The 20,012-nt window shown below is 72.3% G+C and carries 15 protein-coding genes and 2 pseudogenes; 11 read left to right on the top strand and 6 right to left on the bottom strand.

Annotated features, from left to right (window positions below):
* The first annotated feature begins 21 nt into the window (after positions 1-21).
* The 7 genes from DQ384_RS05840 to DQ384_RS05810 all read left to right on the top strand — a co-directional run bounded on the left by DQ384_RS05840 (position 22) and on the right by DQ384_RS05810 (position 7,127).
* Positions 22-468, top strand: coding sequence for a cupredoxin domain-containing protein (locus DQ384_RS05840; RefSeq protein ID WP_114027668.1), 447 nt, complete (start codon positions 22-24; stop codon positions 466-468).
* Positions 469-492: 24 nt separating this feature from the next.
* Positions 493-1,809 (top strand): hypothetical protein, encoded by a 1,317-nt coding sequence (locus DQ384_RS05835; RefSeq protein ID WP_114028002.1) that lies wholly within the window; start codon positions 493-495, stop codon positions 1,807-1,809.
* A gap of 80 nt (positions 1,810-1,889) precedes the next feature.
* Positions 1,890-2,606 (top strand): GntR family transcriptional regulator, encoded by a 717-nt coding sequence (locus DQ384_RS05830; RefSeq protein ID WP_114027667.1) that lies wholly within the window; start codon positions 1,890-1,892, stop codon positions 2,604-2,606.
* A 159-nt stretch (positions 2,607-2,765) separates the two neighbouring features.
* The gene (locus DQ384_RS05825; RefSeq protein ID WP_114027666.1) at positions 2,766-4,097 is read left to right on the top strand and encodes an MFS transporter; all 1,332 of its coding nucleotides are present in this window, start codon (positions 2,766-2,768) and stop codon (positions 4,095-4,097) included.
* The gene (locus tag DQ384_RS05820; protein WP_220182795.1) at positions 4,094-5,458 is read left to right on the top strand and encodes an acyclic terpene utilization AtuA family protein; all 1,365 of its coding nucleotides are present in this window, start codon (positions 4,094-4,096) and stop codon (positions 5,456-5,458) included. The genes DQ384_RS05825 and DQ384_RS05820 overlap by 4 nt, the downstream gene beginning before the upstream one ends.
* Before the next feature lie 3 nt (positions 5,459-5,461).
* Positions 5,462-5,785: a DUF4387 domain-containing protein gene (locus DQ384_RS05815; RefSeq protein ID WP_114027664.1), complete on the top strand. Its 324-nt coding sequence runs from the start codon at positions 5,462-5,464 to the stop codon at positions 5,783-5,785.
* 394 nt (positions 5,786-6,179) lie between these two features.
* Positions 6,180-7,127, top strand: coding sequence for a hypothetical protein (locus DQ384_RS05810; protein ID WP_147268664.1), 948 nt, complete (start codon positions 6,180-6,182; stop codon positions 7,125-7,127).
* Positions 7,128-7,302: 175 nt separating this feature from the next.
* Here DQ384_RS05810 and DQ384_RS05805 read toward each other — a convergent pair.
* Positions 7,303-8,100: pseudogene (locus DQ384_RS05805) on the bottom strand (polyprenol monophosphomannose synthase); the annotation flags it as partial.
* Positions 8,101-8,441: 341 nt separating this feature from the next.
* Between DQ384_RS05805 and DQ384_RS05800 the strand changes: the two are divergent.
* From DQ384_RS05800 to DQ384_RS05785, 4 genes and pseudogenes are all read left to right on the top strand, one after another.
* Positions 8,442-9,623: pseudogene (locus tag DQ384_RS05800) on the top strand (RNA-guided endonuclease InsQ/TnpB family protein).
* A 369-nt stretch (positions 9,624-9,992) separates the two neighbouring features.
* The gene (locus tag DQ384_RS05795; RefSeq protein ID WP_114027661.1) at positions 9,993-10,325 is read left to right on the top strand and encodes a cupin domain-containing protein; all 333 of its coding nucleotides are present in this window, start codon (positions 9,993-9,995) and stop codon (positions 10,323-10,325) included.
* A 169-nt stretch (positions 10,326-10,494) separates the two neighbouring features.
* Positions 10,495-11,778, top strand: coding sequence for an ArsB/NhaD family transporter (locus DQ384_RS05790; protein WP_114027660.1), 1,284 nt, complete (start codon positions 10,495-10,497; stop codon positions 11,776-11,778).
* A gap of 29 nt (positions 11,779-11,807) precedes the next feature.
* Positions 11,808-12,245, top strand: coding sequence for a CBS domain-containing protein (locus DQ384_RS05785; protein ID WP_114027659.1), 438 nt, complete (start codon positions 11,808-11,810; stop codon positions 12,243-12,245).
* A gap of 28 nt (positions 12,246-12,273) precedes the next feature.
* Here the strand turns inward: DQ384_RS05785 and DQ384_RS05780 are convergent, their stop codons facing one another.
* From DQ384_RS05780 to DQ384_RS05760, 5 genes are all read right to left on the bottom strand, one after another.
* Positions 12,274-13,377, bottom strand: a complete 1,104-nt coding sequence (locus DQ384_RS05780; protein ID WP_114027658.1) for a Gfo/Idh/MocA family protein — start codon at positions 13,375-13,377, stop codon at positions 12,274-12,276.
* Positions 13,374-14,117, bottom strand: coding sequence for a sugar phosphate isomerase/epimerase family protein (locus DQ384_RS05775; RefSeq protein ID WP_114027657.1), 744 nt, complete (start codon positions 14,115-14,117; stop codon positions 13,374-13,376). The genes DQ384_RS05780 and DQ384_RS05775 overlap by 4 nt, the downstream gene beginning before the upstream one ends.
* Positions 14,118-14,279: 162 nt before the next feature.
* Positions 14,280-17,501 (bottom strand): efflux RND transporter permease subunit, encoded by a 3,222-nt coding sequence (locus DQ384_RS05770; protein ID WP_114027656.1) that lies wholly within the window; start codon positions 17,499-17,501, stop codon positions 14,280-14,282.
* A gap of 177 nt (positions 17,502-17,678) precedes the next feature.
* Complete coding sequence (locus DQ384_RS05765) at positions 17,679-18,353, bottom strand: response regulator transcription factor (RefSeq protein ID WP_114027655.1); 675 nt, start codon at positions 18,351-18,353, stop codon at positions 17,679-17,681.
* Between the two features lie 73 nt (positions 18,354-18,426).
* Positions 18,427-19,725, bottom strand: a complete 1,299-nt coding sequence (locus tag DQ384_RS05760; protein WP_220182794.1) for a sensor histidine kinase — start codon at positions 19,723-19,725, stop codon at positions 18,427-18,429.
* Positions 19,726-20,012: the final 287 nt, after the last annotated feature.

Genomic DNA, 20,012 nt, shown 5'->3' with positions numbered 1-20,012 from the left:
GCCCTCTCCAGGAGCACCACAGTGAGATCCCCCCTCGGCCGTTCCGCGCGCCCTGCCTTCGCCCTTTCCTTTCCGGCCCTGCTCGCCCACCGGCCGTTCATCGGTCTGTTGCGCCGGCTGGTCCTCGTCCCCCTGCTCGGCCTCGCCGTGGTGACGGGGGCCACGGCCTGCGGCTCCTCCGGCGCCGACGCCCCGGCTCCCACGGGCGTCAAGGAGATCACCGTCACCATCGCCGCGCGCAAGGTGACGCCGCCGCCGGTACGCGTCGACGTGGCCAAGGGACAGAAGGTGCGGATCACGGTGACCAGCGACGTGGCCGACTTCGCGCACGTGCACGGCTACGACAAGGGGGCCGAGCTCAAGCCCGGGACCCCGGCCACGATCGAGTTCGTCGCCGACCAGAGCGGCCTGTTCGAGGCGGAGACGCACGATCAGGAGCTGCAGCTCTTCCAGCTCCTCGTCCGATAGGCCACGGAGGTGTTCCCGGGGCAGGTGTTCCTGGCGCATGGCATCGGAGGCCGTCAGGACCTGCCGATCCCGTTCTCGGCCGCGATGGCCGGGGCGATCATCGCGCTGCTGGTGTCGTTCGCGGCGCTCGGCACGCTGTGGACCGAGCCCCGGCTGGGCGGTGACCTCCGGTACGCGCGCCCGCTGTCCGCGCTGGTCCAGGGCGTGGTGTCGGGCCCGGCCTGGCGGTGGTTCTGGCGGGTGGCGGGGCTGCTCGCAGCCGCGTACTTCCTCGTGGGCCTGCTCTTCGGCCCCGACCGGGCCGCCAACCCGACGGCGGGTGTCGTCTACGTCCTGTTCTGGGTGGGCCTGATCCCGCTGTCGCTGCTGTTCGGCCCGGTCTGGCGGGCGCTGAACCCGCTGCGCACCCTGCACCGGCTGGCGTGCAGGGCACTCGGACGCGACCCGCGCGCCGGGCTGCGGCCGCTCCCGGAACGGCTCGGGTACTGGCCCGCCGTGGCCGGGCTGTTCGCGTTCGTGTGGCTGGAACTGGTCGCCCCCGAGCGCGCCACGCTGCCCGTCATCGGCGCGTGGCTGGCGGTGTACGCCGTGGCCATGCTCGCGGGCGCGGTCGTGTTCGGCTCCGGGTGGTTCGACAAGGGGGACGCGTTCGAGGTCTACAGTGCGCTCATCGGCAGGCTCGCCCCCGTGGGCAGACGCCCCGACGGCACTCTGACCTGGCGTAACTCGCTGGACGGCATGGCGGGGCTGGAACCGGCGCCGGGGCTGGCGACGCTCGTCGTGGTGCTGCTCGGCTCGACCATGTACGACAGCCTCTCCAACGCCCCGTTCTGGGTGCGTTTCGTCCAGGAGAGCGGGGCGCCGCCGGTGGTGACCGGGACGGCGGGGCTCGTCGTCGTCATCGGCCTGGTGCTCGCGGCGTACCTGGGGGCGACCGCGCTGGCGAGCCGCTGGGGCGGGGTGGAGCGCGGTACGACGGCGGGGGAGCTGGCCCACTCGATCGTGCCGATCGCCGTCGGGTACCTGATCGCCCACTACTTCACGCTGCTACTGCTCGAAGGGCAGCGGACCATCTCGTTGCTGTCCGACCCGCTGGTCACCGGGGCCGACTGGCTCGGCACCGCCGGGTGGAAGGTCAGCGCCGCCGGCACCAGCCCCGCCGGGATCGCCATGCTCCAGGTGACGGTGATCGTCGTCGGCCACGTGATCGGCACCGTCCTCGCCCACGACCGCGCCCTCGCCCTCTTCCCGCGCCGCACCGCCGTGATGGGCCAGATCCCCCTCCTCGTCCTGATGGTGGCGTACACGGTGGCCGGGCTGCTGCTCCTGTTCGCGGCCTGACCTGCGACGTCACACGGTCGTCATCGCCTTTTAACACTCCTATTGACTGTTTGCTATAGCATCCAGCATGCTCTAGAGCCATGAGTACGGACGCCCTCGGGCCCATGGAGACCGCGTCGCTCGCCGACCAGGCCTACCGGCGCCTGCGTGAGGCGGTGCGCGAGGGCACGCTCCGCCCCGGTGAGAAGATCACCGAGCGCGATCTCGCGGCCCGCCTCGGCGTCAGCCCCACCCCCGTGCGGGAGGCGCTGCGGCAACTGGTCCACGAGAAGGTCGTCGAACGTGCCGGGCCGAGGGCGCTGCGCGTCGCGGACCACTCGGCGTCCGCCCGCGCCGAGATCGTGGAGGCCGAGGTACGCCTGTCGGCCCTCATGGCGCGCCTCGCCGCCCGCAACGCCACGGACGGCCGTATCGCGGAGCTCGGCGGCCTGCTGGACCAGGCGGATGTCATCGTCGGGGACATCGAGCGGACGGTGGCCGAGAGGGGGGCGGAGGCCACGCTTTCCGACCGGCTCACCGCCGTCTTCCGTCTGGTGCGCCGGTTCCACCACGGCATCGAGGAGTCCGTCGGCAACCCCGTCCTGGAAGGACTGCTCCACCAGGCCCGCGCCTTCAGCGACGAGGAGCGCCTGGACCTCACCATCAGATTCGCCCCGGAGCGGGCGGAGGAGTTCCGCGCCCGCTACGACGAGCATCGCCTCATCCTGGACGCCCTCATGGCGCGGGACGAGGACCGCGCCGAACGGCTCGCGTCCCGCCACCACCGCGCGGCGCTGGACCGCCTGTCCGGCACCTGACCCTGATCGGCCCTCTCCGACTCGACTCGCACCCCTGTCCCGCCCCGCTCGGCCCCTTCAGGCCGTGCTCAGCCCATTCGCGCCGGATCGCCGGTCGCGCGCGAGCGTCCCAGGCGATCTCTATCCCCCCACTTGCTATAGCATATTGCAGGAGTGGCCATGCCACGCGATGATCAACCGGCCCGCACCGGAACACCTACCGCCCTCCAGCCCGTCGCCCCCTCGGGCCGCCGCATGAACCGGAGCGCGGTGCTCTGGGTGACACTCGCGGTGTTCGCCCAGGAATCCGTCTGGAACTTCTACGACGCCCAGGTCCCCGTCCAGCTTCGCCAGTACATCACGTCGGCCGGCGTGGTCGGCCTCGTCATGGGCATGGACAACGTCCTCGGCGTGCTCGTCCAGCCGGGGATGGGTTATCTGTCCGACAGGCTGGCGGGCGGCCGCCTCGGCCGCTGGCCGATCATCACGGCGGGCGCGTGCCTGGCCGCGGTGCCGTTCGCGCTGATCCCCTGGACCGTCGGCCTCCCCGCGCTGCTGGCGTGCGTCCTCGGCTTCGCTCTGATCGCGAACATGTTCAAGGGTGTGACCGAGACGCTGGTCTCCGACTACGTGGCCCCCGAGCACCGCAGCAGGGCCCAGGGCTTCGTCAAGGCCGGGGTGAGCCTGACCATCGTCGTGTCCTCGCTCATCAGCCTGCTGGTCGTCGACCGCAGCCTCACCCTCGCGTTCGCGATCCCGGCGCTGCTGCTGCCCGCCATGATCGGGGTGTCGTGGCTCTTCCTGGGCCGCCGGCACACGCGGGCGGCCCTCGTCCGGCAGCCCGCCGCGGACGGGCCGGCGACACCGCGCCTCTCCTCGCCGTGGGCGGTCGTCAAGGACCTGGTCCGCGACCCTTCCCGGGCCCGGCTGCTCCTGATGCTCGGCATCTTCTGCTTCGCCGGCACCTGGTCGGCGCTGCGCTCGTTGCTCACCCCGTACGGCACCGAGGTCCTGGGGCTGTCCCGTGGCCAGGCCGGGGGGCTGGCCCTGCCGGGCGCCGTCGCCTTCCTCCTCGCGGTCGTGCCCATCGCGTACGCCTCCCGCCGCCTCGGCGAGGTGCGCGCGATCCAGTACGGGATCGCCCTGTTCCTCCTCGGCCTGCTCGCCGGTTTCGCCGTTCCCAACGGGGTCGTGACGACGGCCTCGATGGTGATGACCTCGGTGGGGTACGCCGCCTTCGCGGTCAACGCCCTGGTCGCCCTGTGGAACCTGGCCCCCGACGACCGCGTGCTCGGCACCTACACCGGCCTCTACACCGTCGCCTCCGCCTCCGCGGCGGCGCTCGGTCCGGCCCTGCTCGGCGTCACCGTCGACATTACGGGCTGGCGGTTCATGTTCCTGAACGCCGCCGTCTTCGGCGCGGTCGCCCTCACCGTCTTCACCTCCCTCGCCCGCAGGCGCCCGCCCGTCCCGGCGGCCCCGGGGAACTCCACCGGCAGAAACGGATCATGATGGAGCTCCGCATCCTCGCCCCCACCGGCGTGCTCGGCGCCGGTTTCGACGCCGATGCCTTCTGGCGCGGAGTCGACGCCCGCCCCCACGTGATCGCCTGCGACGCCGGCTCCACCGACTCGGGCCCGGCCGCCCTCGGCGCGGGCGTCCCCAAACTGTCCGACCAGGCCGTCACCCGCGACCTGCGCCTGCTCCTCCAGGCCCGCGACCGGCTGGGCGTCCCGCTCGTCATCGGCTCCTGCGGCACCAGCGGCCGCGACGTGGGCGTCGACGGCGTGGCGGCCCTCTGCCGCGCCATCGCCGCCGAGGAAGGGTTGCGCTTCAGGCTCGGGCTCATCTACTCCGAGCAGCCGCGCGAGCGTCTCCAGGAGCTGTACGACTGCGGGCGCGTGCGCGCGCTCGCGAGCGCTCCCGCGATCGACCGCGACGTCTTCGCCCGCGGCCACACGGTCGCCATGATGGGCGTCGAGCCGATCCAGGCCGCCCTGACCGACGGCTGCGACGTCGTCCTCGCGGGACGCGCCACCGACACCGCCCTGTTCGCCGCCCTGCCCGGCATGCTCGGCGCCGACCCCGGGCTGACCTGGCACATGGCCAAGACCATCGAGTGCGGCGCCGCGTGCGCGGTCCCGCCCTCGGCCAACGGGCTGCTGGTCCACCTGCGCGAGGACCACTTCGACGTGACCACCCTCGCCGAGGGCAGCCGGCTCACCCCGCGCTCGGTCGCGGCGCACACCTTGTACGAGAACGCCGACCCGTTCCGCGTCCGCGAGCCCTCCGGCACCCTCGACACCACCCAAGCCGTGTACGAGGCGGTCGACGCGCGGACGGTACGGGTGCGCGGCGCCCGCTTCGAGCCGGCGGAGGAGTACACCAACAAGCTCGAAGGCGCAGAACCGGCCGGCTACCAGACCGTGATCTTCGGCGGCGTGCGCGACCGCGTCGTCATCGAGCGGTTGTCCGAACTGCTGCCGCTGGCCGCGAAGTACTTCGAGGCCAAGATCCTCGATGTCTTCGGCGGGCGGGTCGACCCCGCGAGCGTCGACATCGACTACCGCCTCTACGGTGCGGGAGCCGTCCTGGCCGGCCGCGAGCCGGACGCGCTGAACCCCCGGGAGCTGGGCGTGCTGATCACCGTGACCGCCCCGGACCAGGACACCGCCCACGCGGTCGCCACGTTCGTCGCCCACGCCAGCAGCCACCTGCCGATCCCGGGGTACGACGGCCTGGTCTCCACGCTCGCGTACCCGTTCTCGCCGCCCGAGATCGACCGCGGCCCGCTGTACCGCTTCACGCTCAACCACGTCGTCACCGGCGTGACCCCCACCGAGCTGTTCCGCACGGTCACCGAGGAGGTGTGAGACATGGCGAGCCTGCTCGACTACTGCTCCCTGGTCCGCTCGAAGAACGCCGGGCCGTTCACCCTCACCTTCGACTTCGTCTGCCACGACGAGCAGACCTACGAGGCGCTCGTGGCCACGGGCGTACTCGCCCCCGCCCTGTTCGCCGGGATGTTCGGCACCGACATCGAGGACATCCTGGTGGTCGCCCACCCGCTCGCCCTCGCCGTGAAGGTCTCCCTGCCGCGTCCCGTCGTCCAGGGTGACCTGCGCGACGCCGACTGCTACGCCGGCCAGCAGTACGCCCCGCTGATGGACCTCGACCTTCCCGACCTTCCCCACTCGTGACGTTCGTGGATCCGGAGGGCTGTTGCCGGAGGATGGCGCCGGACACCTCCTCTGGCCATCGATGCGCGCGGCAACAGACCCGCAACAGACTTCTACGATCGTCGGCCCTTCGGCGACCTGGGGCGGGGAGACGCTGGTTTGGGCGACGTGACTCAGACGCATGCCGCAAGGCGTACGGGTACTCCTGAGCGGCGAAGCGGCGCGAAGCGACAGGCGAGTCGCGTGAGGAGATCACTCGGCAGGCCAGCGGTACGCCCCGCTGATGGACCTCGCCCTTCCCGATCTCCCCGGCCTTCCCGAGCTTCCTGGTCTTCCCGAGGTTCCCGGCCTTTTCGGCCCGGATGGGGGGAGGAGGGGGTGGACCCGGAGGGCACGGGCGGGGTAAGAGAGCGGTGTGGATCTGTCTTCGGTGGCCGACGAGCTGTACGCGGGCGCGCCCGAGGACTTCGTCGAGACGCGCAAGCGACTAGCGGCCGAGGCCAAGAAGGGCGGGGACGCCGCCCTGGCCAAGCGGATCGCCGCGCTCCGGCGGCCCACCGTGTCGGCGTGGGCGGCCAACCAACTGGCCAGGTCCGCGCCGGACGAGGTCGACCGCCTGCTCGACCTCGGTGACGAGCTACGGGCCGCGTGGACGTCCGGCGGGCGGATCGGCGATCTGGACCGGCGGCGCGGCGAGCTGGTTTCCGGGCTGCTCCGCAGGGCCCAGGCCCTCGCCGACGAGGCCGGACGTCCGCTGCGCGAGCCTGCAGTCCGTGAGGTCGAGGACACCCTGCACGCCGCCACGATGGATCCGGACGTGGCCGAGGAGGTGCGCACGGGTCGGCTGGCGCAGCCTCGCAGCTACGCGGGCTTCGCCCCCGCCGTGGGCTTCCCCGAACCGGCCGAGCCGACCCCCGCCCCGGCCGGCACGCCGGAACCCGAACTGGCCACCGTCGCCGAACCGTCTCGAAAGGCGCCCGCCGGCAAACGCGCACGGGACGAGCATGAGCGGGAAAAGCGGGAAGGCGAGGAGCGGGAGAAGCGCGAGCGGGAAGAGAAGCGGCGGCGGGAGGAGGACGAGCGTCGCAGAAGGGTCGCCGAGCGGATCGCGGCCGCCGAGCAGGAGGCGCGGGACGCCGACCGCGCGCTCGCCGAATGGGAGTCAGAGGCACGCGAGGCCGACGAGGCCCGTACGGCGGCAGGCGAAGAAGTGGACCGCCTGCGGGACGAGCTCGCCGCCGCCCTGCACCGCCAGGAGATCGCCGGCAAACGCCTCACGATGGCCGAACGCGAACGCGACAAGGCCGCCCGCCGCGCCACCAAGGCCCACCAGAACGCCCGGACTGTCCGCGAGAACCCCTGACCCGCCACGCACGCCCCGGTTGCCCGCGGCACAGAGGGTGGGGGGACGAGCCTCAGTCGTCCGGCGAGGCTGTCGCGGAGACCGTGCCGATGGACGTGCCACCAGACGGGCCGTTCGTCGTGTCGCCGGCCGCGCCGGCGGTCGTGCCACCGGGCGTTTCGTTGGGCGGGCTGGGGCGGCGGGCGGCGTCGCGGCGGAGTTTGAAGGGCATCAGGGCGGATTCGAGCTGGACGGCGAGGCTCATCTTGCTCTGGCCGTCGCGGCGTTCCTCGAAGCGGATGGGCACTTCCACGATCTTCAGGCCGCGCCGGAGCGTCCGGTAGTTCATCTCGACCTGGAAGGCGTACCCGTTGCTGGTGACGCCGGCGACGTCGATCGCGTGAAGGGTCTCGCGGCGCCAGAGTTTGAAGCCGGCCGTGACGTCGCGGACGCGCAGGTGGAGCAGCACGCGCACGTAGAAGTTCGCCCATGCCGACAGGGCCTTGCGGCGGAACGACCAGTCCTCGGCGAGCTTGCCGCCCGTGGCGTAGCGGCTGCCGATGACGACGTCGGCCTCGGTGGACAGCAGCGTGCCGAGCATCTGCGGGATGGCCTCGGGCGGGTGGGACAGGTCGGCGTCCATCTGGACCACGTAGGCGGCGCCCTGGTCGAGCGCGTGGCCCATGCCGTGGACGTACGCGCGGCCGAGGCCCTGCTTGCCGGGGCGGTGCAGGACGGACAGCCGGTCGGGCCCGTACTCGTCGGCGGCGAGGCGCTCGGCGAGGTCGCCGGTGCCGTCGGGGGAGTTGTCGTCCACGACGAGCACGCGCAGGCCGGGCAGGGGCAGCGCGAACAGGGCGCCGAGGATGACGGGGAGGTTGCCGGCCTCGTTGTACGTGGGAAGCACGACGGTGACGGCCGCGGACGCCCAGGGCTCCGGCAGCCGCACGGCGTTCGCGGCCCGGACGCGGGCGGGCGGACCCGCCTCGGTCACCGCCGCAGCGGTGCCGGATACCGCCTCGGACACGCTGCCGGGCGCTGCCTCGGGCAAGGTGCCGGGCGCTGCCGCGGAGACGGTGCCGGACGCCGTCTCGGGCCCGGCTTCCGGCACGGTGCCGGGTGGTGCTCCTGGCTCGGTGCCGGGAACGGCCTCGGAGGTGGCTCGTGAGTCGCGTTGGGTCATCGAATCTCCTGAGCGTGGAGACCCCGGCCTTCAGGCCGGGGAGGAAACGCGGCACGGTGCCGCACTGTTATCGGATGCGGCTCGTTCTGTAAGATTCGAACATGCGTACGGCATTCAAGGTGCGGGCTTACCCCACCCCCGAATAGGCTGCGGTGCTGAACCGCACGTTCGGCTGCGTACGCGTCGTGTGAAACCGAACCCTGGACTGGCGGCACGCCCGGTACTACGGCGAGCGGGCAAAGACCAGCTTCACCCAGGCCAACGCCTACCTCACGGCGATGAAAGCCACCGAGGAACTGTCGTGGCTCAACGAGGTGTCGTCGGTGCCGTTGCAGCAGGCGATCCGCCACCAGCAGGTCGCGTTCTCCAACTTCTTCGCCAAACGGGCCAAGTACCCGCGTTACAAGTCCCGCACCGGACGCCAGAGCGCCGAATACACCCGGTCGGGGTTCCGCTGGCGGGACGGGCGGCTGTACCTGGCGAAGATGGACACCCCGCTTGAGTTCGTGTGGTCGTGGCCCGGTGTCGATCCGGCGTCGATCGACCCGACCACGGTGACCGTCTCCCGTGACCCGTGCGGGCGCTGGTACCTCTCCCTCGCCGTCGATGTCGATGAGCCCGCGCAGGCCCCCGCGACCGGTGCCGTGGCCGGCGTCGATCTCGGGATCAAGGACTTCGCGGTCACCTCCGACGGGGAGAAGATCGCAAACCCGCCCACGCTGGCGAAGCGGGAACGTAACCTTGCCCGCTACCAGCGGCGCATGGCCCGCAAGCAGCGCGGCAGCGCCAACCGGGCCAAGCCCAAAGCGAAGGTCGCCCGCGCCCACCGCAAGGTCCGCGCCTCCCGGACCGACTTCCTGCACCGCACCTCGGCGCGCCTCGTCCGCGACCACGACGTGATCGTCATCGAAGACCTGGCCGTGAAGAACATGGTGCGCAACCGGAGCCTGGCCAAAGCGATCTGTGACAGCGGGTGGGGCGCCTTCCGCCGCATGCTCGAATACAAGACGGCCAGGCACGGACGCCACCTGATCGTGATCGACCGCTGGTATCCGTCGAGTAAGACCTGTTCCGCGTGCGGGCATCTGCTCGCCGAACTGAGTCTTTCCACCCGGACGTGGCGCTGCCCGTCCTGCGGCACCCGGCACGACCGGGACATCAACGCCGCGAAGAACATCCTTGCGGCAGGTCTTGCCGTAGCCCGGGGTCAAGCTCCGGGCGATGCCTGTGGAGGTGACGTCAGACACTTCGGGTCCTCCCGGGTGCAGTCGCCGACGAAGCAGGAACCCCGGCCCGCGAGGGCTGGAATCCCCGTGCTTCAGCGCGGGGAGTAGTCAACATTCCGGTTTCTGCTCCGGGGGCGTGAACTCACGGGCGGTCCCACCGCGGCACTGGTCAGGACCAACCGGTACCAAACGACCCTATCGGGCTGAGCACCCGAAGGCGTCTTCCGGCGGCCGGCCCTGGTGGCCGGCGTGGTCCCCGCGCCGGCGGTAGCGTGCCGTCGCGCTTGCGGGGACCTGACCGGGGTAAGCGCCGGGTAGTCAGGGAGTGAGGCGCCGGCGGGCGCGCCACCCCGTGAGCAGGGCGTCCGCGCCCGGTTCACCGACGTCTTGCCGGATCGCTGGACCGCGCCGGCCAGGGCGGGACGGGCCTCGCGCCCGCTCCGCCCCGGCGGCCGTCCCGGACTCAGGGGAAGTGTCATGCAGAAGCACTCGCTCGTAGCCGTAGGCCGTCTCCAGCTCGACCGCGCGGCGGACTCGTCCGGAGGGCACGCGGCGGACACGGTGGTCGGCGGGCACGAACGCGTCCTGCGCCAGACGGTGATCGCGTTGCTGCGCGGGGCGAAGATGAAGGATTTCGAGAACCCCGGCGAGGGGTCCTTCCACGTCCTGGAGGGCCGGATCCGCGTGACGGCGCGCGGCGCGTCGTGGGAAGTCATGGCCGGTGACCTGCTGGAGCTGCCGGACAGCCGCCAGAGCGTGGAGGCCCTGGAGGATTCCGTGGTGCTGTTCACGGTCGCGAAGACGGGCTGAGCGCGCCGGCGGTGCGGCGTCCCGGCGGTTGGTATGGGGAGCCGCGCCGTCGCTCCGGGGGGAGCACGGAACGGGTCTTGTGGTTTAAGGTGCCTTTGGGTGTGCCGGGAAGTCTGGTCGGCGTTGGGTCCTTTGCGTTGCTCGCGCCGATTCCCCGGGAGGTTCGCCGATGACCGCCATCGCGGCCGTCGCCATCTTCACCGTCGCCTACGTGCTCATCGCGACCGAACGCATCCATCGGACGGCCGCGGCGCTCGGCGGCGCGGCGCTGATGCTGCTGATCCACGCCGCGAACGCCCACTCGGCCTTCTTCTCCGAGCACTCCGGCGTCGACTGGAACGTGATCTTCCTGCTGCTCGGCATGATGGTCATCGTCGGCGTGCTCCGGCAGACGGGCGTGTTCGAGTACGTCGCGATCTGGGCGGCCAAGCGCGCCCGTGGCCGGCCGTTCCGCCTGATGGTCATGCTGGTGGTGATCACCGCCGTCGCCTCGGCCCTGCTGGACAACGTGACGACCGTCCTGCTGGTCGCGCCCGTGACGTTCCTGGTGTGCGACCGGCTCTCGCTGCCGGCCGCGCCGTTCCTGATCGCCGAGGTGATGGGCGCCAACATCGGCGGCACCGCGACGCTCGTCGGCGACCCACCCAACATCATCATCGCCAGCCGGGCGGGCTTCACCTTCAACGACTTCCTCGTCCACCTCGCGCCGCTCGTCGTGGTCCTGCTGGTCGTGCTGCTGGCCCTGTGCCGGTGGCTGTTCCGGTCCGCCTTCGTCTACGACGCGGCGCGCGCGGCCGAGATCATGAAGCTGCACGAGCGCGAGGCCATCCGCGACCCCCGGCTGCTGTGGCAGAGCCTCGCCGTGCTCGCGGTGGTGATCGTCGCCTTCGTCCTGCATCCGGTGCTGCACTACGAGCCGGCCGTGGTCGCGCTGCTCGGCGCCGGCCTGCTCGTCGCCGCGACCCGGGTCACCGTCGAGGACGCGCTGCGCGACGTCGAGTGGGCGACGCTGGTGTTCTTCATGGGCCTGTTCATCATGGTCGGCGCGCTGGTGGAGACGGGCGTGATCGGCCAGGTCTCGCAGGCCGCCGCGTCGGCCACCGAGGGCAGGCTCGGCCTCGCGACCGTGGGGCTGCTGTGGGGCTCGGCGGTGCTGTCGGGGATCGTGGACAACATCCCCTACGTGGCCACGATGAGTCCGATCGTCGCGGACCTCGCCCACGCGGCCGGCCCGGACGGCAACGTGCTGTGGTGGGCGCTGGCGCTCGGCGCGGACCTCGGCGGCAACGCGACCGCGGTGGGCGCGTCGGCGAACGTCGTCGTGCTCGGCATCGCCGCCCGCAACGGCGTCCGCATTGGTTTCTGGGAGTTCACGAAGTACGGTCTCGTCGTCACCGTCGTCACGGTCGGCCTGGCGACTCCGTACCTCTGGCTCCGCTACCTGGCCGGTTAGGCTGATCGTACGGGCGAAGGAGGCCTCAGGTGCACGCACGTGATCTCGTCGTCGATTTCCCCGCCGTGGCGATGGAAACCCCCGCGGTGGACGCCGCCCGGCTGCTGGCCGAGCACGATCTGCCCGGCCTGATCGTCGTGGACGGGGACGGCCGGCCACTGTGCGTGCTGCCGGGCACGCAGGTGCTGCGCATGGCGGTGCCGCGCTACTGCCAGGACGACCCGGCGCTGGCCCGCGTCGTGGACGAGGGCCACGCCGACCTGTTCGTCCGCGCGCTCGGCTCCCGCACGGTGCGCGAGTGCCTGCCGGAGCAGCCGCGCGAGCTGCCGATCACCGACCCGGGCGCGACCGTGCTCGAGGTGGCGGCGCTGATGGCCCGCACCCGCAGCCCGCTGGTGGCCGTCGTGGAGGGCGGCCGCCTGATCGGGGCGGTCACCCTCCACGGCCTGCTCGACCATCTGCTTTGACTGTGCCTATGGCCTCGCTCCGCTCGGATCAGGCGAGCGTGGGCTCGTGCGGGTCCCAGCCCGGGGGCAGGATCTCCGGCTCGGCCGCCGTCGTCCGCAGGTGGCGGAACTCGCCGTGCCGGGCCGAGTCGATGATCGACGCCATCGTGTCCAGCACGTGCAACGCCAGCGCCCCGGAGGCGCGGTGGGGGGCGCCGGTGCGCAGGGCGCGCGCCATGTCCAGTACGCCGATGCCCCGTCCGACCGTCGTCCCCTCGATGGGCAGCTCCCGCCAGTCTCCGTCGCCGGAGCCGCGCACGCGCAGCGGACCGGCGAAGGTGTTCGGGTCGGGCAGGGACAACGTGCCGTCCGTGCCGATGATCTCGATCGCCGTCACGTTGGCGGGCGAGTCGAAGCTGAACGTCGCCGAGGCGCTCGCCCCGCCGACGAAGTCGATCAACGCCATGACGTGTGTCGGCACCTCGACGGCGAAGCTCGTCCCGCCCTTCGGGCCCGAGCCGATGACCCGGTGCGGCCGGGCCTGCCGCGCGGTGGCCGCGACCTTGGACAGCGGTCCCAGCATCGAGGTCAGCGCGGTCAGGTAGTACGGGCCCATGTCGAACAGCGGGCCCGCCCCGCCCTGGTAGAGGAACTCGGGGTTCGGGTGCCAGGACTCCGGGCCGGGGCTCTGCATCACGGCGTTCGCCGCGACCGGCGTGCCGATCATGCCGGAGGCGATCGCCCGCTTGGCCGACTGCAGCCCCGCGCCGAGGAACGTGTCCGGCGCGTTGCCCACCAGCAGCCCGCGCGTGGCGGCCTCGGCCAGCAGCTTCTCGCCCTCGCCGGGGTCCAGCGTGAGCGGCTTCTCGCCGTACACGTGCTTGCCGGCGCGCAGGGCGGCGGACGCGACGGCCGCGTGCGCCGCCGGGATCGTCAGGTTGACGACGATCTCGACCTCGGGCACGCCCAGGATCGCCTCGACGTCGCCGGACACCGGGACGTCGTACACGCGGGCCTTGGCGCGGGCGCGCTCCTCGTCGAGGTCGGCGACGCCGAGCACGCGGACGTCGGGGAACGTGGTCAGGTTGCGCAGGTAGGCGTCGCTGATCGCGCCCGCGCCGACGACCGCGACGCCGACGGGCCCGGCCGTCACCCGCGCCCCAGACCGGACAGGTAGGCGTGGCTCGCGGCCAGGGCGTCCACGACGTCGGTGGCGCAGGTGTCCAGCTCGACGATGCGCCACGCGTCCGGCGCGGCGGCGAGGATGTCCGGCACCGGCATGACCCCGTCGCCCACGGCCACGTGCGGCTCTTCCCTGACGCCCGGGCCGTCCTTGACGTGCAGGGCGAGGACGCGGTCCCCGAGGCGGCCGAGCAGCGCGGGCACGTCGGCGCCGCCCACGGCGGCCCAGTACGTGTCGACCTCCAGGAACACCCCGGGGGCGAGCCGCGCGGCGAGGGCCTCCAGGGCGTGGACGCCGCCGACCTTCGGCTCGATCTCCCACCAGTGGTTGTGGTAGCCGAGGCGCATGCCGTGCCCGGCCGCCTGCTCGGCGAAGCCGTTGAGCAGGTCGGCGGTGCGGGCGATGCCGTCGGCGGTCGTGAACTCCTCGTGGGCGATGCCGCCCGGGATGATCACGAGGTCGGTGCCCACGGTGGCGATGGCGTCGAAGACGGCGTCCGGCTCCTCGCTCAGCAGGGCGTAGGCGTGCGTGGCGGCGACGGTGAGCCCGAGGTCGTCCACCACCTGCCGGAACCCCTTGGGGTCGTCGGTGGGGTCGTACGCCTCGACGGCGCCGTACCCGATCTCGGCGATGCGCCTTAAGACCTCGTCGCGACCGGTCTTCATGTGGTCACGCACGGTGTACAGCTGCACGCCCAGTGGCTTCGGCATGGGGGTCAGGCCTCCCGATCGGCTCCCCGATACGATTCGTCAAAACGTTAAAACGCCGTAAATGGAATGACAACGGGTTAGTTTCGATCGTTTGAGGAACATGCGTGGGGGAGGGAGACCGGCGCGCGGTCTCCCTCCCTCAGAGGTCAGGCCTTCCGCGCGTCAGGGCGCCGCCGCCCCGCTGATCGCGGGCGCCGGGGCCTCCTCGACGGGCGGCGTGGACGTCCCGCCCTCGCGCCGCAGCCGCCTGGCGCGCCGCTTCTCCTTGCGGGTCTCGACCATCGTGTAGAGGGTCGGGACCAGCAGCAGGGTGAGCACGGTGGAGCTGATCAGACCGCCGATGACCACGATGGCGAGCGGCTTGCTGATGAACCCGCCGCCCCCGGTGACGCCGAGCGCCATGGGCAGCAGCGCGAAGACCGTGGCCAGGGCCGTCATCAGGATCGGCCGCAGCCGCCGCCGTCCGCCCTCGACGACCGCCTCGTGCAGCGGCATCCCCTGCTCGCGGTACTGGTTGATCAGGTCCAGCAGGACGATGGCGTTGGTGACCACGATGCCCACCAGCATCAGCATGCCGATCATGGCGGCGAGGCCCAGCGACGTGTTCGTGACGAGCAGCAGGCCGATGGCGCCGGTCGCCGCGAACGGGATCGACACCAGCAGCACCAGCGGCTGGATCAGGCTGCGGAACGTCGCCACCATCACGAGGAACACCAGCGCGATGGCGGCGACCAGCGCCAGCCCCAGGTTGCCGAACGCCTCGGCCTGGTCGGCGCTCACGCCACCGATCTCGTAGCTCGCCCCCGCCGGCAGCGCCAGCTTGTCCAGCCTGGTGGTCAGCTCGTTGGACGTGGCGCCGAGGTTCGAGCCCGTGGCCTTGCCCGAGACGGTCGCGCTGCGGTCTCCGTCGATGCGCGTGACCTCGACGGGGCCGTTGACCTGCTCCACGGTGGCGACGTCGCCGACCGTGACGTCCCCGGCGATCTTCAGGTCGCGCAGGCCGTCCACGGAGGCGGGCGTGTCCTGGCCGCGCAGGATCACGTCCGCCGACGCGCCGTCCAGGGTGATCTGCGTGATCGTGCTGCCCCGGAAGGCCTGCGACACGGCCTGGCCGACGGCGATCTCGCTCAGGCCCTTCTCTGCGGCCTTGCGGCGGTCGACGGTGACCTCGACGCGCGGCGTGGTGTCCGCCATGCTGCTGGTCACCTCCGCGACGTCGGGCACCCCGGCCATCGCGTCCTGGACGGCCTTGGCCGCCGTCCGCAGCGTGTCGAGCTCGGAGGCCCGGACCACGACCTGCAACGCGTCGCCGCCGAACCCGCCGGACTGGCCGACGCTGATCTCGCCGATGCCCTTGATCGCGCCGAGCCGGTCGGTGAGCCGCTTCTCGACGGCGCCCGCGTCCGTCCCCTCGCGCAGGGTGATCGAGTGGCTGGCCCGGGACTGGCCGCCCCCGCCTCCGCCGCCCCTGCCCAGCAAGCCGCCCCCGCCGCCCACGGTGACCTGGTACGACTCGATCTCCTTGGTGTCGGCGAGCACGTCCTCGACCCGCTTGGCCATGGCGTCGGCGGAGGCGAGGGAGGTGCTGGCGGGAAAGGTCTGCCGCACGCTGATCGTGTTCTGGCCGGAGTTGTCGATGAAGCTGGTCTGGAGCAGCGGCACCAGCGCCAGCGTACCCACGAAGATCACGAGCGCCCCCGCGACCGTCGAGACGCGGTGCCGGGTGACGAAGCGGATCATCGGGACGTAAGCCCGCTGCAACCGGCTGCGGCGCTCCTTCTCGTCGGCCGCCCGGCGGATCGCCTCGGCGTCGCCGCTCTTCGGCGGCTTCAGGAACCAGTAGCTCAGCACCGGGACGACCGTCAGGGACACCAGCAGCGAGGCCAGCAGCGCCACCGTCACCGTGGTCGCGAACGGGCTGAACAGCTCGCCCACCAGCCCGCCCACGAAGGCGATCGGCAGGAACACCGCCACCGTCGTCAGCGTGGACGAGGTGACCGCGCCCGCGACCTCCCGGACGCCGTTCTGCGTCGCCGTGCGCCTGCCCTCGCCGTAGGACAGATGGCGTTTGATGTTCTCCAGGACCACGATCGAGTCGTCCACGACCCGGCCGATCGCGATGGTCAGCGCGCCCAGCGTGAGCATGTTGAGCGAGAAGCCCTGCGCCCACAGGGCGATGAGCGCGACCAGCACCGACAGCGGGATCGACAGCGCCGTCACGATCGTGGACCGCACCGAGAACAGGAACACCAGGATCACCAGCACGGCCATGGCCAGGCCCAGCAGGCCCTCGGTGGTGAGGCTCTCGATGGACTTCTCCACCGACGGCGCCTGGTCGAAGATGACCGTGAACTTCGCGCCGCCGCCCAGGGAGGACTCAAGGCCGGGCAGCTTGTCCCGCACGGCGTGCGAGATCGACACCGCGTTGCCGTCGGGCTTCATGGTGATCGCCACGCCGAGGCTGGGCGTGCCGTTCGTCCGGGTCAGCGTGGTCGAATCGGCGAGCCCCTGCTCGACGGTCGCGACGTCCCCGAGACGGACGGGCTTCGGCGGGGCGGGACGCGTCTGCGCGGCCGGTGCGGCGGGGCTTCCGGGCGCCGCCGCGCCGCCAGGCCGCTGGGCCTGGGCGTTCGGGACGGCCGGGGAGGCGGGCAGGTAGAGGTCCCGGATGTCCTTCACCGAGCCGAGCGCCGTCCCGACCTGGACGGTGAGCGACCTGCCCGAGTCGGTCAGCGTGCCCGCGGGCAGCGGGGTGCCGGCCGACTGGACGGCGGTGGCGATCGCCGAGGCGGACAGCCCGCGCTCGGCCAGCTTCTTGGCATCCGGGGTGATCGTGATCACCTCGTCGCGGGTGCCGGAGACCGTCGCCTCCCGGACCCCGTCGATGCCGGCGAGCGTGGGGACCACCTCGGTGTCCAGCTTGTCCGCGAGCCGGCGCTGGTCCTGCGCCGAGGCCACGGCGAGCTGGACGACCGGGATGTCGTCGGTGTTCCCCGTGAACACCTGCGGGTCGACCCCGTCGGGGAGCTGGGGCCGCACCCGGGAGATGACCTGCTGGATCCGGTTCTGCGCCGCCTCGATGTCCTCCCCGAAGTCGAACTGGACCTGGAGGGTCGCGTTGGACTCCCGGGACGTCGAGTTCACCCCCGTGACGCCGGACACGCCGCGCAGGCCGTCCTCCAGCGGCCGAGTCACCCGGTCCTCCACGATCTGCGGCGCCGCCCCGGGATACGGCGCGATGATCGACACGGCGGGAAACGAGAGCGAGGGCAGCAACTGCTGCTTCAGCGCCGGGATCGTGTAGAAGCCGAACGCGGCCACCGCGATCGTGATCAGTGCGACGAGCCCGCGGTTGGCGAGGCTCAGCCTTGCGAGTAACGACATCGGTCCACTTCTCTGTTCGGGCGGTGTCATGGCGGGCGTCCCCCCGGACGATGACGTCACGGCCGGCCCGCACTACCAGGCTGGTGGCAAGGGGGAGCGCGAACGTCCGCCGTTGGGACGGTCTTCACGTACGGCGAACGCCGTACACCCGCCGCCGCGCTACCGCGCCCGGGGGCCTCAGGACAGGGACCGGGGGCGGACCAGGCCGGTCTCGTAGGCGATGACGACGAGCTGGGCGCGGTCGTGGGCGCCGAGTTTGAGCATCGCGCGGTTGGCGTGGGTCTTGGCCGTCATGCGGCTGATGCCGAGGCGGTCGGCGATCTCGTCGTTGGTCAGGCCGCCCGCGACCAGCGTCATGACCTCGCGCTCGCGGTCGGTGAGCACCTCCAGGCTCTCCGGCGTGTGCTCGGCGGAGGCGCCGGGCGCGGCCAGGAACCGGGCGATGAGGCCCTTGGTGGCGCCGGGGGACAGCAGGGCGTCGCCGCGCGCCACCACCCGGATCGCGTCCTGGAGCTCGTCGGCCTCGACGCTCTTGCCGAGGAAGCCGCTCGCGCCCGCGCGCAGCGCCGCGAAGACGTACTCGTCGATCTCGAAGGTGGTCAGCACCAGGACCTTCACGCCCGCGAGGTCCTCGTCGGAGGTGATCGCCTGGGTGGCGGCGAGGCCGTCCATCTCGGGCATGCGGATGTCCATCAGCACGACGTCGGCGCGGGTGTCGCGGGCCAGCCGCACGGCCGCGTGGCCGGTGTCGGCCTCGCCCACCACCTCCAGGTCGGGCGCGGAGTCCACCAGGACGCGGAAACCGGCCCGCACCAGGGCCTGGTCGTCGGCCAGCACGACCCGGACGGTCATCGTGACTCCTCGCCGCGCGTCACGGGCGCGCGTGTGGTGCGATCGCGGCGGTGCGCCGCGGGCTCGTGGGCGGTCAAATCGCGCTCGTCTCCGGGGCGGGCAGGACGGCGTGGACGCGAAAGCCCCGGCCGGGGGCGGGGCCGACGCTGAACGTGCCGCCCACCGACAGGGCGCGCTCCCGCATGCCCAGCAGGCCGTGGCCGGTGCCGGTGGGCTCGCCCGTGCCGTTCGCGCCGTTCGCGCCCTTCGTGGCGCCCGCGCCGCGCGTGCCGGGGACGCGCCCGCCGTTGCCGTCGTCGGTGACGTCCACGGTCAGGTCCCGCCGCCCGTAGGTGATGCGCACGCGGGTGGACGCCTCGCCCGCGTGCTTGCTGACGTTGGTCAGCGCCTCCTGGACGACGCGGAACGCCGTCAGCTCGACGGGGGAGGGCAGCGGCCTGGGCGTGCCTTCGAGGCGGCAGTCGACCTCCAGGCCCGCCGCCGTGAACGAGTTGATCAGGTCGGGGAGCCGGTCGAGGCCGGGGGCGGGCTCGGTGGGCAGGTCCTCGGCGGCGCCCGGCTGGCGCAGCAGGCCGACGGTCGTGCGCAGTTCGTCGAGCGCGGCCCGCCCCGCCCGCCGGATGTGGCCGAGCGCCTCGCGGGCCTCGCGCGGGCGCGCGTCCATCACGTGCGCGGCGACCTGCGCCTGCACGTTGATCAGCGCGATGTGGTGGGCGAGGACGTCGTGCAGTTCCCTGGCGATGCGCAGCCGCTCCTCCATGACGCGCCGCTGGGCCTCCTCCTCGCGGGTGCGCTCCGCCCGCACTGCGCGCTCCTCGATCGCGGCGATGTGGGCGCGGCGGCTGCGCAGCCCGTCGCCGGCGGCGGTCGCCATGCAGATCCACGCGATCTGCCCGACGACCTCCGGCGGCATCGACGCCAGCTCGGAGGTGATGACGCGGGTCCCGGCGAGGACGACCGCGCAGGCCGTCCCGGCAGTCCAGGCGACGCGGCGCGGGCTGTGCGCGGCCAGGGTGGCGACGGCGATGGCGGGGATGAGGTCGAGCGGGCTCCGCACCCCGCCGCCGAGGATCTGGTGCAGGACCACGCCGCCGACCTCCACGGCGAGAACGATGCGCGGCCGGGCGCGCCGGAACACCAGCGCGGCGCACATCACTGCGGCGAGGGCCACGGTGTCCGCGGTGAGCGGGCCCATCGGCCGCGGCCGCTCGGACTGCGGGCCCGCGACGATCACCGCGAAGGTGAGCAGGGCGATGCCGGCGTCCACCAGGTAGGGGCGTGAGCGGAGCGCCTCGCGCAGCCCGGTCACGCTGAGCGCCTCGCGCAGCCGGGTCACGCCGAGGGCGTCGCGCGGCCGGGTCACACGTGTCACGCCCCTACGGTAGGCGGCGCGCGGGACCGCTCACCTCGTCCCCGAGGACCGGACTCCGCTACCGCGATCGCGGTACCCGCCGGGCGGGAGCCTCCGGGCGCGGTAGGCGATCCTCCGGCATCCGGTGGCGATCAGGTGTGGAAATTCTCCGGCGACCGTTCATACTCGGGAAGAGTGATCGGTGCGGAGACCGAAACATCGCCGGACGTATTCCACCCTGTCCGTCTTCCGCGCGGCAAAGAATCCTTGACCCGGGCATGGACGTGGCTTTCGCCGCCATGGGTGCA

Origin of the sequence: Sphaerisporangium album (assembly GCF_003323745.1) — a bacterium.
Lineage (GTDB): Bacteria > Actinomycetota > Actinomycetes > Streptosporangiales > Streptosporangiaceae > Sphaerisporangium > Sphaerisporangium album.
This window is presented reverse-complemented; position numbering and strand designations above follow the sequence as displayed.

Bases quoted from the DNA above. Each gene is read 5' to 3' on its own strand.
- DQ384_RS05765 (WP_114027655.1), bottom strand. From the start codon at position 18,353: ATGACCGTCCGGGTCGTGCTGGCCGACGACCAGGCCCTGGTGCGGGCC.
- DQ384_RS05820 (WP_220182795.1), top strand. From the start codon at position 4,094: ATGATGGAGCTCCGCATCCTCGCCCCCACCGGCGTGCTCGGCGCCGGT.
- DQ384_RS05815 (WP_114027664.1), top strand. From the start codon at position 5,462: ATGGCGAGCCTGCTCGACTACTGCTCCCTGGTCCGCTCGAAGAACGCC.
- DQ384_RS05775 (WP_114027657.1), bottom strand. From the start codon at position 14,117: ATGCCGAAGCCACTGGGCGTGCAGCTGTACACCGTGCGTGACCACATG.
- DQ384_RS05770 (WP_114027656.1), bottom strand. From the start codon at position 17,501: ATGTCGTTACTCGCAAGGCTGAGCCTCGCCAACCGCGGGCTCGTCGCA.
- DQ384_RS05825 (WP_114027666.1), top strand. From the start codon at position 2,766: ATGCCACGCGATGATCAACCGGCCCGCACCGGAACACCTACCGCCCTC.
- DQ384_RS05830 (WP_114027667.1), top strand. From the start codon at position 1,890: ATGAGTACGGACGCCCTCGGGCCCATGGAGACCGCGTCGCTCGCCGAC.
- DQ384_RS05795 (WP_114027661.1), top strand. From the start codon at position 9,993: ATGCAGAAGCACTCGCTCGTAGCCGTAGGCCGTCTCCAGCTCGACCGC.
- DQ384_RS05790 (WP_114027660.1), top strand. From the start codon at position 10,495: ATGACCGCCATCGCGGCCGTCGCCATCTTCACCGTCGCCTACGTGCTC.